Below are 14,693 nucleotides of genomic sequence, written 5' to 3'. Positions count from 1 at the left end.
GATCAGTTCAAGTGTTCAGAGTGATAATCTGGGTCAAGCAATTGGATTAAAAAGCATTAGTCACAGCCAAATTTCCCGGAGACTAAGGACCCTACCCATTAAAGTCTCAGAAATGCTCTTCAAAGGGGTTTTAAACAAAGTTGCTCAGAAGAAAGGGTATGAAAAGATCCAACAGCGACTGGGAAAATTGTCCATGATCGATGCCTCCGTCATTAGTCACTAGGAGAAAGCAGACTAAATCCCTAGCTAAAAACGGATAGTATAGAAGAAGCTTGGCGATTTATTCTCGTTAAGCTTCTTCACTGATTATTTGTGAATATGGAGTAGTTCTGGTATAGTTACGAAACTGTAACCCCGCTCTTTGAAATAAGAAATGATCCTTGGTAAAGCCTCAATAGTATTATCTAGTTTTTCACCTCTTCCTCCCGCGCAGTGTTCCAAAACAATGGCACCTGGAGTTGATTCCTTATGCACGTATTCCATAATTTGGTCGGGAGGTGTTCCGGCCCAATCCCTAGTGTCTACGGACCAATCAATGACTTTGTATCCTAATTTCCCTAATTCTTTGATATCGTTCGTACTGGCAATACCATAAGGGGGTCTGAATAGGTGGGGTTTATAACCGATTATAGAGCTTAGTAATCGATCGGTACGGTCAACTTCGGATTTAATTTGAGTCATGGTGATCTTTTTTAGATCTGGATGATCCCATGTATGGTTTCCAATGGCATGACCTTCTTCAGCAATACGTTTTACCATTTCAGGATGAGCTTCTGCCCGACTCCCGACGATGAAGAATGTGGCTTTGATGCCATGCTGTTTTAGAATCTTTAAAATCTTGGTGGTATAATGAACGTCCGGTCCATCATCAAATGTCAATGCTACTAGTTTTTTGTTGCTAGGCCCATGGTGAAAAACTATATTCGTTACACGAGGCGGATGTTCACCGGTGCGCGTTTTTGATTCTGGCCCCCCGCTAATATCTGGCAAGTTTTCACTCGCGGCATCAGCTACCGTTAGGCCAGTTTCATGAGTGGAAGTCTGGGAGGGTGGATTACCTTGGGGTTGGTTTGGCTGGGTGCTACAGCCTAACAAAAAGAGGACAATAATGCACAAACTAGCATAAAACTTGAGTTTCATCATCAATTCCTCCTTTAATCCTATGGACTTATATTTCCCTAAACTTTGCCTAAGTCTCTAGGAAATTAAAGGAACTGATTTGTTAAAAGAAGTTTTGGTAATTATATATCCCGTTATAAATTCTTTGAGCTTCCTTTATTGAAATCCGATAAAGTGGTTTAAAATACGAGATATTAGACCTCGGTTTAAAAGCAGTTAATATCTAGTATCCGAGAGATGTTGCAGCGGCCTTTTTTTGGTGAGTCTGGTTAAGTTAAATATTCAACGCTGGGTTTTGGATAAGCACGGAAAACTCCTTGTTGTAATTTCCGAAACTTGACAGGGTAGCTTGAACGAATGTGAAAGCCAGTGTCTTTAGGCGCTGGTCGGTAACAGAGGCTTATAGCCTCAGAACAAACCACCCGTTGGACGGGTGGTGATTCGGAGGATTTTTTTGGCATAAATTAGAATAGAGTTCTGGAATAAAGCGCTTAAGTAGAGGAAAGAAGTGGATAGTGTCAATGAATGTTCGCAAAAACCATCAGAAATACATTTTGCGGCTTCCAGATCGGCCTGCCTTCATCTCTAATGCAGCAAAGGATGTTTTAATCATGGATTATTGCATTCCGTCATGGCACACTATGGCTGTGGCTTTTTTTAAGATATTTATTGTAAGCTCATGATCGGCAAGCTTCTTGTCCTTGGCTCTGATCTTCGCTTGCAGCTCAGCGATGAGTACTTTGTCTGGATTTTCATGTGTCTTGCTTTCTCCGCTTCATTTCCGAACGGTCTGCTGACTGATTCCAAAATCAGTCACTATACTGGCTACTGAACGCTTTTCCTCACGCACCAGCCGAACTACGTCGGTCTTGTTAAACGCCAAAATGCCCAAATCACGGAATAATAAAGTGAGGAGACCGGAAAGTAATTCGCCCGGTTGCGAAAAGAAAAGTTCAGTACTTGGATTTAGTTTCAAAAATAGTTGAAAGATATCAGATTATGGACTATAATATCTTTAGTGTGTTGAAAAATGTCGGGAGTGACCATTGCTAACTCCAAAAGTGGGGTTAATTTGTATTACGCCAGACGAGTTTGCAAGTTGTTGTTTTTATCTAAATGAGAGTTTCAACGTACTGAACACTGCAAGCAAGGCGGTGTTTTTTAGTAGGATTATTAAAGACAATTTGGAACAAACTAGTCATGACGATTAAAATAAATTTCTTAAAACAAGAACGGAGGTCTATCCGTGGGCGTTACGAAAGAACCCAAAAAGGCAGAGATCCAAATGCACCTATCTGAATTCGAAATGCCTCCAATGCAAGATGTTTTAATTGTGGGCCGGAATGCACCTATCGGCCCGGAGGCGGCGAAGAGAATGGTCGATGTTCTTAGCCCCGATCAATACAAGATCATTAAGGTTGATCACCCAGTAATAGAAGCCATTGTAGTACGCAATGCTCTTACAAACATGATCCCGGAAGAAAGATTGATCGAGTTTATTTTGGAGGAGGGGGGAAGGATTGTTGGCGCAAGTACGATTATAAAAGCTCATGTCGACATAACCGTGCATGTCAGCCAATCTATCGATTTATGATAAACATTAAGCGAGTTGCAAATATCTATTCTAAAAAATTTCCAACAGTTGATGTTTTGGATGGAGTGTCCAAGATTAGGTCATTTTTATTGGAAACGGGAAATTGCTGTTGTCCGGTAATGGACGGAGGTAATCTGGTAGGGGTAATAACATACAAGGATTTATTGAGAGCGCATCCCAATAGAATCATTGCCGACGCTATGTGCCGGGAACCAGTAACCGTATCTGCAGAAATGCCGCTCTGGCAAGCCAAAGAAATTTTTGAAGATACCGGATTGGACGTCTTATTAGTTCAGGAGGAAGGCCGGTTATCTGGTATTCTAAGCCGCAACCTGCTTGATATACAACTGGGGCCTCATACTGATTTATTGACCGGGCTTTATAAAAGTGATTACATATACTATCACGGTGCTCGACTCCTGGAAAATAAGCAAGAAATCAGTATTGTTTTTTTTGACATAAATAATTTCGGTTTAATTGACAAAACTTACGGACATACAGTAGGAGACAATATTTTAATGGAAGTGAGCAAATTGTTAACAGAAAATATTTCTCCGGAAGCCTTTTTGTGTCGTTTTGGAGGAGATGAATTTGCTGTTTTATTACCAGCACACTTGGACGAAGGAGCAGCTTTAGCTTACCGATTGGCAGATATCATAGGCCGTCACAGTTTTTCCCACGGAATTGAGATAAGTATTTCGGCAGGAGTAATTGGGGGACGCCGACATGAAGAACGTACCGATGATCCGTGGAATGCTATGGAAAAGCTAATAAATATTGCCAGTATAAAGTCAACAGAAGCTAAAAAGAGTAACGCAATACTTTTGACGGCTGAAATTCAGGATACAAATGAAATCGCCTAGCAGAGAAGAGAACATACATCAGCGAGAATCAATTATGCACGCTGCCTAATCGCAGCGTGCATAAATTTTTTCTAAGGCAAATCAAAAAAATAACTTCACTCAAAGCTCAGCTTCGACAGTCTGTAGGCATCGCAAAGTACAAATATAGTGCTCTGCGACTCTTTTTATGCAGTGATCCTTTTAAACTTATGGAAAACAAAGGAAATTATTTTGGTAAACTAAACCATAGAATACAACATTTTAGTAATTTTGTTGCATTCGTATTTGGTAACAATTCTATATTATCACTACGGGAATGTCAATATATCGATCATTATGTCATTATGACTATAATACACACGAAAAACAACTTTTATAGTTGAACAATAGAATACAGCTCATCTTTTTGATCTTGATTGATACCAATATAGCGGAGTGTGATACTGGCTGAGCTATGATTAAAGGTATCCATAATAAGTCCTACGTTGTATTTAGATATTTTATAAGTCCAATAACCCCATGTTTTCCTTAAACTGTGAGTGCCAAAGTTTTCAATGCCAATCACAGTTGCAGCTTCCTTCAGCACTCTGTAAATCTGGATTCTTCCTAAATAACCGCCTTTTTGACTATGAAAAAGGTAGTCCTCTAGGGCAAGATGCTGAGTTTTAACATAATCATGAAGACACTTGCGTAAGGTTTCATTTAATTTAATCTTCTTTTCTTTTGCTGTTTTTTTTTCGTTTAAGATGAGATACTCTCTAAATTGAAATTTCTCATTAAAAATATCATTCACCTTAATAGGTATGATATCGCTGATTCTCAAGCCCGTATTAATACCAAATTTAAAAATCAACGCATATTTAGGATCGCTTCCATTTAAGTATTGATAAAGCTGCTTAATCTTGGCTTTTTCTCTAATTGGTTCAACAGTCATAATAATCATTGTCCTCCTAATGTATCTTTTACATATTATATTATACAAAAAAGATACGCTAAAATGAATTTTTAAATTATGGTAGTTTTAAAATTATTAGATTAAACCCTTTGTATGAAAGGACTTTCTTAATATTAAAAATGCAACAAAATTACTATAATGTTACATTGTCTACCTGATAAAAGAGAAAAATCCACAGTGAACATTTCTATAAAGCCCCTAAAAACATGGAGGGGATATGGGCGAACGCAAAAGATATCCGAAAGAATTAAAAGGCCAAGTTTTAAGAGAAACTCAAGAAGTGGGTAACGCAGTTCTTGTTGTTAAGCAACATGGAATTAACGTTAAGGTGATTTACCGATGGATAAGAGAAACGAAGCATAAGCCTTGGGACAATGTCCCAAGTGATGCCAAAAAGATTGTTGAATACCTTCCATCACCAAAAGAATTTCGGCAGTTAGAAGAAGAAAACGAGAAGTTAAAGACCTTGCTTGGAGAAAAGGATCTAGAGATAGCCATATGTAGAGTATATTGATTTTTATAACAAACGGCGTATCCATAGTAGCTTGTATGATCTTTCACCAACAGAATTCAGAAATTGCTTAGCAAAGGGTAGGGTTAAGCCATTCGTGGTTAAGTTATAATATTCATCTTTATGACCTCAAATCAGGCTTGACATGGAAGCATCCGACGGAGGGTTCCACGTCAAGCCTACTCCTAGAAAACGTAATTCTATCAAATCATGAGAATAAGGGATTTAAAGAGCTTGTGAATTCTTTTGTTTATTTTGAGTAAATTGACCAAATTCTAAATAAACTAGTGGGAAGTTTAAGGGATAACACTTGAGGCAGAAAAAGGAGGGGATATTTAATGAATTTGGTGTTGGAAAGGGTAAGTCCAGATACAGTTTTGAACAAGACAACATGTGAGGACTTATTTGATTCTAAAGGCACGCTGTTACTTGAAAAAGGACATCAGATTACGGCAAGCATACGTAAACGCATAAATAATCGAGAAGTTTATGTACTTCAAACCCACAGAGTATTGATACATCGAACTAAAAATATCAAAGGACTTCCAAAAGATACCTATGTCAATCTTGTTGGTTCTTCATGGAGTATTTATCATGAAGCAAGGATGATTGAAGCTGAACAGATTGAAAAGACAGTAGAATTAGTAGAACAAATTCTCAATGAACTTTCGGGACAAGATATTCGTTTAGATTTTGATGAGGGCAGAGTGGATTTGAGGCGATTTAAGAAATATGATTATGAGCTTTTCGAACATGTCATTAACGTTGCCTTGCTTTCTGCACTCATAGGAATGCGTTTGGGGTATGAGAATAAAGAACTTAGTGACTTAACCTTGGGGGCATTGCTTCATGATTTAGGAAAATTACGAGTACCTCAGGAAATTCTTTATAAACCTGCATGTTTAACTGAAGAAGAATTTGCAATCATGAAACAACATCCTCTAGCAGGAGAAGAATTGTTAAAAAATGCTCGGCTATTACCAAGAAGCGTACTGGCTATTATTAAAGAACATCATGAACGATGGAATGGATTGGGATATCCCTATGGATTGAAAGGCAATGATATTCACAGAGATGCCCAAATTGTGGCTGTGGCGGATGTTTTTGAAGCCTTGACCGCGGATAGACCGTACCGAAAAGGGTTGCCCCCCTATCATGCTTTGGAAATGATTATTGCCGACTCAGGAAAAGACTTTAACCGGAAAGTGGTTCAAGCCTTACAAGAATCATTAACTCTTTACCCCGAAAATACGAAAATCACTCTAAACACAGGCGAAATCGGAGTGGTCATAGCTGTACCTGTCCAAATGCCAACCCGACCTCTTATTCGCTTGCTGTTCGATAGAGAAGGAAGACGCCTCAATCTGGATACTTATGTGGATTTAATGCAAAATTTGACAGGCTTTATTGAACGGGTGGAGTTTGAAGAGGTGAGATGTGAGGTAGAATCGGGGATAGGCTCATGGGGCAAGGACTTTGGCTTAGCGAAGGTTTAGAGTTATGGAATCATTGACAAAGATGGCTAGATTCCTAATTTGTTGTCAGATAGAGTCAGCTTGACCGATGAACAACAAAATAACCTTTAAGCGAAAACAATTAGCATTAACGCTATTAACATAAAATGGATGAATAGAAGGTGAGAGTATATTGCAAAAAAAATATGGCGGAATTTCTTGAAATGGAGAGCTCGCGAAAAAAGAGTGAAAAGTGTTGTTCTGTGAAGAATGAGGAAATTATATATAAGCAATGACAAAGGCAAACCTGGCGAAAACCAGGGACGCGAAGCTATGGGTCGTCCAGTTTGGCTGACGATTGCCAGGTTAACAAGTGCGTAAAGAGGAAGATTGCCGTTATGATGTTTATACATGACGGCTTATTATTTTGGAAGAAGGCAATTTAAGTGCGTGATGAACAAGTTGTCATTTTTAAGTTGGGTGAAGAGCACTATGCTGTGGGCATGAGTACCGTAAGGGAAATCATTGTCCCCCCAAAGATTAGGAGCGTACCCAATGCCAAGGAATATGTGCAAGGAATTATAAACTTAAGAGGAAAGGTTATTCCGATATTGAGCCTTGCTAAACTTCTTAAGTTAGAGTCAGTCCCCTCCTTACCAGAGCTTCAACGTCAAATCGTCGTATTAGAAAATGAGGAAACACTCCTCGGTATTGAAGTTGATGGGGTAAATGAGGTTCTTAATATTGCCCAGTATGAACTTGAACCCACTCCAAAAGTTATCGGGCAGGAAACATTCATAGACGGAATTCTTAATTTAGGTGAAGGATTAATTATGATGCGTAATGCTCCCGCCCTTTTTGCTACATAACTACATAATCTATGGGTTGACGGTGGAGTGCCTATGACTGCATACGAAGGCGGTTACCCTTCAAGATGTGATTAGCGATTCTTATAAACCCAAAGGCGGACAGGGAATTTAGCTCTTCTAAAAGGACACCGATTGTGGGCGAGGTTTCGATTAAATAGGAGGATTAAAGCATGAAATTCATGAATAACTTGACTTGGAAATTCAAACTGATTGCAGGATTTATTATCATCTCTTTACTTGTAGGTTTGATTGGCTATTTTGGGATTACGGATATGCAAAAGATTAATACTGATGGGAGTTTAATATATACCGATAATTTAAAGCCCATTATTGATTTGAACCAGATTGGTACGACCCTTCGTGATAGTACTTCAGCCACGCAATCGCTTAGCGTTACACAGGACAGAACTCAGCAACAGAGTATTCGTCAACAAATGGAATCCTTAAAAAACCAGAACATGAAATATGAACAGGATTATGAGAAAACATTTTTACCTGTTCTTTCCACAGAAGAAAAAACAGAGTATACATCATACAAAAAGTTTATGACCGATTATTGGAGTCAACAAGACCAAGTTATGAAATTAATGGATACGGGAAAATACGCCGAGGCAGGGCAGATCTTGCAGGATACTCTCATGAAGACGGATGATAAGGCACTTCTAAGTTTAGATAACCTGATTACTATCGTCGAAAATGAAGCTCAGAGTAGAAGTAACAATAATCAAAAGGCCTACTCAAGTTCAAGAAATATGATGCTTGGAATTATAGGATTCAGTGTGCTTTTAGCCTTGATTATTGGACTTTATCTTGCATTTAGCCTTTCTCGTCGGCTCTCGCAAATCGTTGAGTTCTCAGAAGCCTTTGGAGAAGGGAATCTAAGCCACGAATTGAATTTACACGGACGGGATGAAGTGGGACAACTGGGGACTGCTCTTACTCAAGCGGTACAAAAGGTGCGGAAACTATTAGTTGCTATTCAGGATAGTTCTCAGACGGTGAGTGCCCAATCAGAGGAAACGTCAGCCATTATGGAGGAACTGTCAGCAACAATGCAAATGATTCAGCAATCCACGGAACAGATTGCTCGGGGTACAGAAGAACTCAGTGCGAGTTCGGAAGAAGTTGGGGCTTCGTCCTTAGAAATGGAAGAGTTCACTAAACAACTGAATCAGCAAGCAAAAGAAGGACAACAAAACTCCCTGGCGATTAAGGAACGGGCGAGTGAAGTCAAAATCAAAGGAACTAGGGCTGTAAGTGAATCTGACGCAATCTATAAGGATAAAGAAGTAAAGGTTAGACAAGCTCTGGAACAATCAAAAGTGATGGAAGAAATCAAGTTGATGGCGGAAACCATTGGAGGGATAGCTGAGCAGACAAACCTATTATCTCTCAATGCTAGTATTGAGGCGGCCCGAGCAGGAGAGGCTGGACGTGGGTTTGCAGTTGTCGCTGATGAAGTTCGCAAATTGGCAGAAGAATCACAAACCGCTGTCAACAATATCCGTAGCGTTATCAGTAATGTTCAAAACGCTTTTAGTAACTTAATGGGAAATACGCAAGAATTACTGACATTTATTGAAGATAAGGTTCAACCCGATTACAAGGAGTATGCTGAGACGGGGAGCCAATATGAAGAAGATGCCCATTTTGTGCATGAAATGTCCAAAGGACTGGCTGATGCAACATTGTCCATGCATGAAATTATTAGTCAAATCAGTTCAGCGATCCAAAATGTTTCTGCAACAGCACAAGAAACTGCGGCAAGTTCTGAAGAAATCACTTCCAGTGTAACTCAAACCTCGACAGCCTTTGAACAGGTTGCACAATCAGCTCAAGCCCAAGCAGAGCTGGCAACTAAACTGAGTGAACTTGTGGCGAATTTCAAATTGTGACAACTTAGCCTCAAGAGGACTAGTTGTAATGCGCCGTGCAAAGCGTGAAAAGTTATCTTTGCAAAAAGTCCCATGTTTACTGGGATTTCGAGTGGTTTAACAAAGGAAACAAACCGTTAAAAATGCCCAGACAAAGGAACCAAAGGAGAATACTAAAAACCTCTGTAAATGCTGATAGTTAGTAACTTTCAGCGATCACAGAGGTTTTATATATTTGATGACAAAGGAAAAATATTAACGCCTTTTTTTTATATAATAATATCCAATTTCTGCTAAATCATTGATGATCCCTTTTTGTTTGTCTTTGAGAACATTGGCAATATCATTTGGCTCAAAAGAAAGCTGGTTGAATGTGACGTAGTCTTTCACTGAGGTTATCAGACAATTAATGTCATAAAAGAGTTTTTCACATATCCTCAGATATTTTAATCGATCACTATCATTATCAAATGAGAATTCATTACTAACTATTTCTGAAAAGAGCATGTTTAATTGTGCTGCTTGCGCTCGAATGACGACATTATCAGTTCTTAGTAATTGATTGAATTGTTCGGTAGATTTCATGAGGAGGTTCTCTGTATTAGCTTCCATCTGATCAAGATACATTGGTTTTTCACCTATTTTTAACCATAGTTCACTTATGCCAAATTCTTTAGAAATTAAGCGGATAAGGGCCTCAGATGGTATCGTTTTTTCTTTTTCAATTTTAGAAATATGCGCGTTGGTTACGCCTAACCTTTTGGCAAAGTCCACTTGTGATAAACCTGTGTCTGATCGAAGAATTTTAAGTCTGCTACAGATATTTTCCATAATGCCTCCTATATTAACTCAGTTCATTTTCTGTTGACGAATCAACTGAGTTGAAGTATAATGCTTTTATATTAACTAAGTTGATTATACTTCGAATAATTAAATTTTTCAAGGAGGTAGATGTAAATAAACCATATTCTTACAATTAAATACAATTATCTGAGTAATTTCTCTGTAATGCGTGTCCTCTATCCCAGTATATCCCTTCGAACCACCCCGGCGCGAATGATGTGCCCGGTCATGCTAAGTCGAGATGAACGGTTAAGGCACGCTAAACAGACTCATATTTTCAGGGAGGAGGATACCTAATGCCATATGAATGTATAGGAATGAACATTCAAAATCAGCTACAAACACTCAAGAAGACGCAAAAGTGGTTAGCTGAACAATGCGGCGTAACTAAGGGGCAAATTAGTCATATTGTACGTGGAAGGTCTTATCCTTCTTACAAATTGCTTGCAAACATTTCTCTTGCCCTTGCTCTTGATGTAAGCATCTTGCTTACATATGATAGTGAAAATCAGAAAAGAGTGATGTCATAGATGTGGGTGAGTTCAATATGGCTCTGAAAATGGCGCAAAAATCAGAGAAGCCCCTATCCATTGGGCACCTACAAACGGCATGCAACCTCCGAAACGGCAACCAATAAAAGGGGCGTTTGACAGTCTACAACACTGTCAGCCCAATTATACAATTTTTAAGCTTAGATCGCAATTAGAAAGGAGCGGTTGATTTATGGGAAGCACATCCACGAAACTTATTACACAGCCGCAGCTTAGAAAGATATACGTTGAGGCACGTAATGCCGGAGTCAGTGACAAGTTTCTTCACGATGTTATTTACAAGATGCATGGCAAGGAAAGCTTGAAAGACCTCCTAATGTCGGAGGCGGCTATGTTGATAGATGCTTTAATTGATGATCAGTCAAGGTCAGCAAACCGCCCTGGCATGATGACGGAAAGACAGGGATGGCTGCTCTCAGACTATTTAGAAAAGCTCGAATGGACGGACGAACAGACACAGGGATTTATCAAGAAATATGCGCACGTTGACCACTTTACATGGTTGAGCAAGGAAGCAGCCTCTAAGTTAATTGAGGCGGTCAAGAACATTTACGCAAGACAGACCAAAAAAGGAATGGGGGAGCATGCAAATGTTTAGCAAAGAGGTTATTGAAGGTCTTATGTGGAATTTTCACGAAAGGTTTTCTAGTCTAGAAAAAAGAAACAGTGACATGAAGGAGTCCGAAGAAGAGTTGCTCTCACTGATCGGCGGGTAGGTGACCCTTCCAAAAGACCTAACCGATGATATTTCCGATGCCGTTTGTAGGTTAATTACTGCTACCTCTGCTTTAGGATACTATATCGGCCTCAGCGATGGAGCGGACATGATGAACTCACTTATGCAGCCGAACCTCCCCGAAAGACTTTTAGAAGCTAGGGGAGAACTGATGGAATAGGCATACACGTCCCAAATACACTGAACCCCCGTTATAACGCGTTATAACGGGGGTCTTTTTGTTTCCGAGTGTAATTCTATTGATTTCTATAAAATAGCTACTCAGGAGCGAAAATATGCTTCTCTAAAAGCATCCGAAATAGTCCCTTTAATCTCCTTCATGTCATCATCATTAATTCCCAAAAACGGACGGGCGGGAATATTAACCTCGACTTCCTTTTTCCTAACCCACTTGCCACCAACTTTAAAGCGTAGTCCTTTCCCACTCTTCGCTCTTATTGTATATTTGGCTCCAAATTGATGTGTTCCCGCATAGATTGTATTGGTGCCAACCGCCAAGCCAGACTTATCTGCTGATGATCTAATGGAGTTTTTCAGCCTTGCGGTATCGGTCAAAGTCACGCCGCCACGTTCGGTGGCTCTTATAGAATAACGCCAATCTTTACCGCTCGGCTCCTTTTGCTCCTTGAATCGTTCACGTGTGCTTGTGCGCAAGCTCTCGGCAATGGATAAGTTAACTCCTTTTAGGTCGATGTGCTGGAGTTTTCTCAACTTACTTGTCAAACGCCTTAGACTTTCAGTACCTTGAAGCCTTATGCCACCCAAAAGTATCACCTCCTAACCCTTACTAAGATTTACTTCCGTAACGCTTCACATCGTCGACTGATAGTCCCATGAGCTCATTGGCGCGTGTTCTGCTTCCTGCGTCCTTGAGTGTCACCGTTTCAATGTCAAGCTCTCCCATAGGCACGACTTGCGGAGCACCCTTGAGCCATAGCGTGAAGTCGCTCAGGTCACTCATAGCGGAACGGAACGCCCAATCCCTTTGATAAGGCAAGAGCTTCCCAGTCTTAAGCGCATGCGTAACTGTTTCCTCCACATGGAGCTTGTGTGCCTCGAATTGCATGGTGTCGACTTCCAGTTTGAGTGCAACTTGATTTTTGAGAAGCTCGCTGATGCGGTTTTCAATGTCAGATAGAAGAGCGATATCAGGGAGTTGTAACATATCTTTCAGCCCTCTGATAAATTTCTCGGGGTTTTCCGCTGCGGACTGTTCATCCGCTTTAGGAGGTTCAATCTTAGCTTTATCCGCATTGACAACCGCTGTCATTCCGTCAATGGCCGGAGTATTGGTAAGCGCTACAGAATGAAGCAATAATGCTTTTCTGTCCTGTGTACGGACGCTGACCACCGGGGACAGGTAACGGTATTCTTTGTTTTTAAGGTAATCCTCGGCTTTCAGTGTCCATTCAACATTGGCATAGATACCATCACTCTTGAGAGAAATCTCCTTAATCCATCCGGCAGCGGGTGCCTGTACATTAAGCAGTGTTTGATGCTCATAGTCTACTGGGATATCAAGCCGTCTGTCTTTGAACCGCTTCAAGATACTCGAATATGATTCGCCATCCACAAGAAAGTCTCCCTTTTGGCTCTTGACAAGTCCTAAAGGCAGGAGTTTAATTTGTTTGGGCGCGCCCTTCTCAAGTGAAAGGCTGTTTTCAATTTGAATCAGTTCATTACTCATCATACGCCTCCCGTTGTCGTTCCGTCAGAGCCATAGGCAAGCTGCCATAATCCGCAGCCAGCATTGCACCGGGTGTCTACGCCGTACAGGTATTCGTTACCGAAAAACACGTTGTCATCATTGGCGGCAGTTTTTGCCACTAGTGCGGGTTTTCTTCTGTTCTGAAAGATAAACGGCTTAATAGCCTTTGACGTGCAAAGGAGAAACCACATATCGGGATTATTAACGAGCTCAGGAGCAACCAACACCTCGGCAGTCCCTTTGTAAATGTTGGTCTCGTTGTTAATCAACTCAGCATATGCAATGCGCCGCGCTGCTGCATCATTTTGAGGAGAGACGACAAGCAAATCAGGGATGATGTATAACGGTTCACCTTCGTCGTTGGTGAGTGACATCATTGCAGCACGGGCAATACCATAGCTATCTGGCGTTAATTTATCGGTGCCCTTATTGCTTTGAGTTTTGCCACTTTTTGTGATTGAATAAAGATAAGGATGGACATTGGAAATGAACGGCTTTTTGTCATAACATAAATCCGCGAAGGCTCGCGGCAAAAGTCCAAACACAAGCTTGTCAGGCAGTTTGCGCGCGCCCTCAGCAAGGTCTTGAAACATGGGTTTATAAACGCCGATTCGGTCATCCTCAATATCATTGCGACTGACTGAGATGGTTTTCTCAAAGAGCTTGTTTTTAATAGCGTAGGTATGTACGGCGACATTTCTTATCTGCCTGTCGCCTACCCATTCCCTCATGCTTGGCATAGAGCCTAACCATCCATAGTTTTCATCGGATGCCTCAGACGGAACCTCCATTGCGATTTTGGGATGTAGAACAGTCGTTTCCTCAAGAGTCTTGTTAAAGACCGTGTTGAAGCTGCTGTAAATATCATTGATAGCAGCTTGATTGATAATCATTTTAAATCCTCCTTTTTTGTTTTGTATTTTTCCAAGTGTTGTTTAACTATTTGCTGAACCCAACGCTGACTGACATTGTATTTCCGTGACAATTCCACTGAATTATGTCCATTGAACTCCTCCCTGATTTTGATATCTCTGAGTGGACGCAAAATCTTCTCTTTGCTCGGCAAATAGAAAGTGGAGCCGCCGATTAAGGTAGAGAGCCTAAGAAGATTGTCCGCGCCGATTTCCTCAGCGATTTCCCGACAAATACCGTCAGGCAACATAGAAGGGGTGAGCTCTTTTGTCAATGTATCGACCATGGCAGATACCACCTTCCTAAAATTAGTTACAATTACATTGTAGTAGTACTTCTAGGAATGTTATAGACAAAGTAGTTCTATGAATTACATCTAAGGCAAAAGAAAAGAGCACCAGTATAATGAGTGCTCAGAAGTATCGTATTGAGTTGTCTGTTGTTTGTCCCACGATAAATAAGGGTGTTCCTTCTAAGTCCCAGGGTATCCCGCCATATTCCAGCTTATCCCACGTTATCCCAGGCTTTTTATCGTGTTTTCACGGTTTGTATGTAGTAAATTTACGGTTTGTAAGTAGTATTACATTTAGCGAAGAAATCCCTTACTCGTGATGTAGGCGTTCATAATAAAGAAGAGCGTTTAGCGAAGATCGAAGAGGAATTGCTGGAGCGGATCAATAAGCTGGGAATTGGACCGCAAGGGTTTGGTGGGGTAAACACGGCTT

At 40.5% G+C, this 14,693-nt stretch carries 18 protein-coding genes, 2 pseudogenes and 1 riboswitch; of the genes and pseudogenes, 12 read left to right on the top strand and 8 right to left on the bottom strand.

Annotation, left to right across the window (positions count from 1 at the left end; genetic code table 11):
* Positions 1 to 217: pseudogene (locus VM640_RS13205) on the top strand (IS4 family transposase); the annotation flags it as partial.
* 89 nt (positions 218 to 306) lie between these two features.
* On the opposite strand, the gene VM640_RS13200 reads toward VM640_RS13205, so the two are convergent.
* Positions 307 to 1,143, bottom strand: a complete 837-nt coding sequence (locus tag VM640_RS13200) for a polysaccharide deacetylase family protein (RefSeq protein WP_325392967.1) — start codon at positions 1,141 to 1,143, stop codon at positions 307 to 309.
* Positions 1,144 to 1,894: 751 nt separating this feature from the next.
* A complete protein-coding gene (locus VM640_RS13195) occupies positions 1,895 to 2,095 on the bottom strand; it encodes a hypothetical protein (protein WP_325392965.1) in 201 nt (66 codons plus the stop codon).
* Between the two features lie 309 nt (positions 2,096 to 2,404).
* Between VM640_RS13195 and VM640_RS13190 the strand changes: the two genes are divergently transcribed.
* Together VM640_RS13190 and VM640_RS13185 are read left to right on the top strand one after the other, a co-directional pair.
* The gene (locus tag VM640_RS13190) at positions 2,405 to 2,713 is read left to right on the top strand and encodes a hypothetical protein (RefSeq protein WP_325392969.1); all 309 of its coding nucleotides are present in this window, start codon (positions 2,405 to 2,407) and stop codon (positions 2,711 to 2,713) included.
* The gene (locus tag VM640_RS13185) at positions 2,710 to 3,576 is read left to right on the top strand and encodes a GGDEF domain-containing protein (protein ID WP_325392963.1); all 867 of its coding nucleotides are present in this window, start codon (positions 2,710 to 2,712) and stop codon (positions 3,574 to 3,576) included. Before VM640_RS13190 ends, VM640_RS13185 begins: the two co-directional genes overlap by 4 nt.
* Positions 3,577 to 3,928: 352 nt before the next feature.
* On the opposite strand, the gene VM640_RS13180 is transcribed toward VM640_RS13185, so the two are convergent.
* Positions 3,929 to 4,489: a tyrosine-type recombinase/integrase gene (locus VM640_RS13180; protein WP_325392961.1), complete on the bottom strand. Its 561-nt coding sequence runs from the start codon at positions 4,487 to 4,489 to the stop codon at positions 3,929 to 3,931.
* 238 nt (positions 4,490 to 4,727) lie between these two features.
* Between VM640_RS13180 and VM640_RS13175 the strand changes: the two genes are divergently transcribed.
* The 5 genes from VM640_RS13175 to VM640_RS13160 all read left to right on the top strand — a co-directional run bounded on the left by VM640_RS13175 (position 4,728) and on the right by VM640_RS13160 (position 9,239).
* Positions 4,728 to 5,024, top strand: a complete 297-nt coding sequence (locus VM640_RS13175; RefSeq protein ID WP_325392959.1) for a transposase — start codon at positions 4,728 to 4,730, stop codon at positions 5,022 to 5,024.
* A complete protein-coding gene (locus tag VM640_RS17195; protein WP_414647990.1) occupies positions 5,020 to 5,133 on the top strand; it encodes a hypothetical protein in 114 nt (37 codons plus the stop codon). Before VM640_RS13175 ends, VM640_RS17195 begins: the two co-directional genes overlap by 5 nt.
* Positions 5,134 to 5,359: 226 nt before the next feature.
* Positions 5,360 to 6,517, top strand: coding sequence for an HD-GYP domain-containing protein (locus VM640_RS13170; RefSeq protein ID WP_325392957.1), 1,158 nt, complete (start codon positions 5,360 to 5,362; stop codon positions 6,515 to 6,517).
* A gap of 248 nt (positions 6,518 to 6,765) precedes the next feature.
* Positions 6,766 to 6,849, top strand: a riboswitch (cyclic di-GMP riboswitch).
* A 72-nt stretch (positions 6,850 to 6,921) separates the two neighbouring features.
* Positions 6,922 to 7,344, top strand: coding sequence for a chemotaxis protein CheW (locus tag VM640_RS13165; RefSeq protein WP_325392955.1), 423 nt, complete (start codon positions 6,922 to 6,924; stop codon positions 7,342 to 7,344).
* Positions 7,345 to 7,514: 170 nt separating this feature from the next.
* A complete protein-coding gene (locus VM640_RS13160) occupies positions 7,515 to 9,239 on the top strand; it encodes a methyl-accepting chemotaxis protein (RefSeq protein WP_325392953.1) in 1,725 nt (574 codons plus the stop codon).
* A gap of 234 nt (positions 9,240 to 9,473) precedes the next feature.
* On the opposite strand, the gene VM640_RS13155 is transcribed toward VM640_RS13160, so the two are convergent.
* Positions 9,474 to 10,049 carry a helix-turn-helix domain-containing protein gene (locus VM640_RS13155; protein WP_325392951.1) on the bottom strand — a complete coding sequence of 192 codons (576 nt, stop codon included), beginning with the start codon at positions 10,047 to 10,049 and terminating at the stop codon, positions 9,474 to 9,476.
* A gap of 308 nt (positions 10,050 to 10,357) precedes the next feature.
* Here VM640_RS13155 and VM640_RS13150 point away from each other — a divergent pair, with 308 nt between their 5' ends.
* The 3 genes from VM640_RS13150 (at position 10,358) to VM640_RS13140 (ending at position 11,508) form a co-directional block, all read left to right on the top strand.
* Positions 10,358 to 10,591, top strand: a complete 234-nt coding sequence (locus VM640_RS13150) for a helix-turn-helix domain-containing protein (RefSeq protein ID WP_325392950.1) — start codon at positions 10,358 to 10,360, stop codon at positions 10,589 to 10,591.
* A gap of 193 nt (positions 10,592 to 10,784) precedes the next feature.
* On the top strand, positions 10,785 to 11,210 hold the full coding sequence (locus VM640_RS13145) for a phage protein GemA/Gp16 family protein (RefSeq protein WP_325392948.1): 426 nt from the start codon (positions 10,785 to 10,787) through the stop codon (positions 11,208 to 11,210).
* Positions 11,211 to 11,328: 118 nt separating this feature from the next.
* A complete protein-coding gene (locus VM640_RS13140; protein ID WP_325392946.1) occupies positions 11,329 to 11,508 on the top strand; it encodes a DOMON domain-containing protein in 180 nt (59 codons plus the stop codon).
* A 101-nt stretch (positions 11,509 to 11,609) separates the two neighbouring features.
* Here VM640_RS13140 and VM640_RS13135 read toward each other — a convergent pair whose 3' ends face one another.
* Genes VM640_RS13135 through VM640_RS13120 form a run of 4 tightly spaced genes read right to left on the bottom strand, consistent with a single transcriptional unit; the run spans position 11,610 to position 14,254 of the window.
* The gene (locus VM640_RS13135) at positions 11,610 to 12,113 is read right to left on the bottom strand and encodes a phage virion morphogenesis protein (protein ID WP_325392944.1); all 504 of its coding nucleotides are present in this window, start codon (positions 12,111 to 12,113) and stop codon (positions 11,610 to 11,612) included.
* Between the two features lie 22 nt (positions 12,114 to 12,135).
* On the bottom strand, positions 12,136 to 13,035 hold the full coding sequence (locus VM640_RS13130) for a phage protease (RefSeq protein ID WP_325392942.1): 900 nt from the start codon (positions 13,033 to 13,035) through the stop codon (positions 12,136 to 12,138).
* Positions 13,035 to 13,949: a Mu-like prophage major head subunit gpT family protein gene (locus VM640_RS13125; protein WP_325392940.1), complete on the bottom strand. Its 915-nt coding sequence runs from the start codon at positions 13,947 to 13,949 to the stop codon at positions 13,035 to 13,037. Before VM640_RS13125 ends, VM640_RS13130 begins: the two co-directional genes overlap by 1 nt.
* Positions 13,946 to 14,254 carry a Mor transcription activator family protein gene (locus VM640_RS13120; RefSeq protein ID WP_325392938.1) on the bottom strand — a complete coding sequence of 103 codons (309 nt, stop codon included), beginning with the start codon at positions 14,252 to 14,254 and terminating at the stop codon, positions 13,946 to 13,948. Before VM640_RS13120 ends, VM640_RS13125 begins: the two co-directional genes overlap by 4 nt.
* Positions 14,255 to 14,551: 297 nt before the next feature.
* On the opposite strand from VM640_RS13120, the pseudogene VM640_RS13115 reads away from it, so the two are divergent.
* A pseudogene (locus VM640_RS13115) lies at positions 14,552 to 14,693 on the top strand (fumarate hydratase); the annotation flags it as partial.

Source organism: Desulfitobacterium sp. (assembly GCF_035539115.1).
Taxonomy (GTDB): Bacteria; Bacillota; Desulfitobacteriia; order Desulfitobacteriales; family Desulfitobacteriaceae; genus Desulfitobacterium_A.
This window is presented reverse-complemented; position numbering and strand designations above follow the sequence as displayed.

Coding starts and splice junctions, on each gene's coding strand:
- VM640_RS13175 (WP_325392959.1), top strand. CDS start 4,728: ATGGGCGAACGCAAAAGATATCCGAAAGAATTAAAAGGCCAAGTTTTA.
- VM640_RS13130 (WP_325392942.1), bottom strand. CDS start 13,035: ATGAGTAATGAACTGATTCAAATTGAAAACAGCCTTTCACTTGAGAAG.
- VM640_RS13160 (WP_325392953.1), top strand. CDS start 7,515: ATGAAATTCATGAATAACTTGACTTGGAAATTCAAACTGATTGCAGGA.
- VM640_RS13150 (WP_325392950.1), top strand. CDS start 10,358: ATGCCATATGAATGTATAGGAATGAACATTCAAAATCAGCTACAAACA.
- VM640_RS13170 (WP_325392957.1), top strand. CDS start 5,360: ATGAATTTGGTGTTGGAAAGGGTAAGTCCAGATACAGTTTTGAACAAG.
- VM640_RS13200 (WP_325392967.1), bottom strand. CDS start 1,143: ATGATGAAACTCAAGTTTTATGCTAGTTTGTGCATTATTGTCCTCTTT.
- VM640_RS13190 (WP_325392969.1), top strand. CDS start 2,405: ATGCACCTATCTGAATTCGAAATGCCTCCAATGCAAGATGTTTTAATT.
- VM640_RS13120 (WP_325392938.1), bottom strand. CDS start 14,254: ATGGTCGATACATTGACAAAAGAGCTCACCCCTTCTATGTTGCCTGAC.
- VM640_RS13125 (WP_325392940.1), bottom strand. CDS start 13,949: ATGATTATCAATCAAGCTGCTATCAATGATATTTACAGCAGCTTCAAC.
- VM640_RS13185 (WP_325392963.1), top strand. CDS start 2,710: ATGATAAACATTAAGCGAGTTGCAAATATCTATTCTAAAAAATTTCCA.
- VM640_RS13145 (WP_325392948.1), top strand. CDS start 10,785: ATGGGAAGCACATCCACGAAACTTATTACACAGCCGCAGCTTAGAAAG.
- VM640_RS13180 (WP_325392961.1), bottom strand. CDS start 4,489: ATGACTGTTGAACCAATTAGAGAAAAAGCCAAGATTAAGCAGCTTTAT.
- VM640_RS13155 (WP_325392951.1), bottom strand. CDS start 10,049: ATGGAAAATATCTGTAGCAGACTTAAAATTCTTCGATCAGACACAGGT.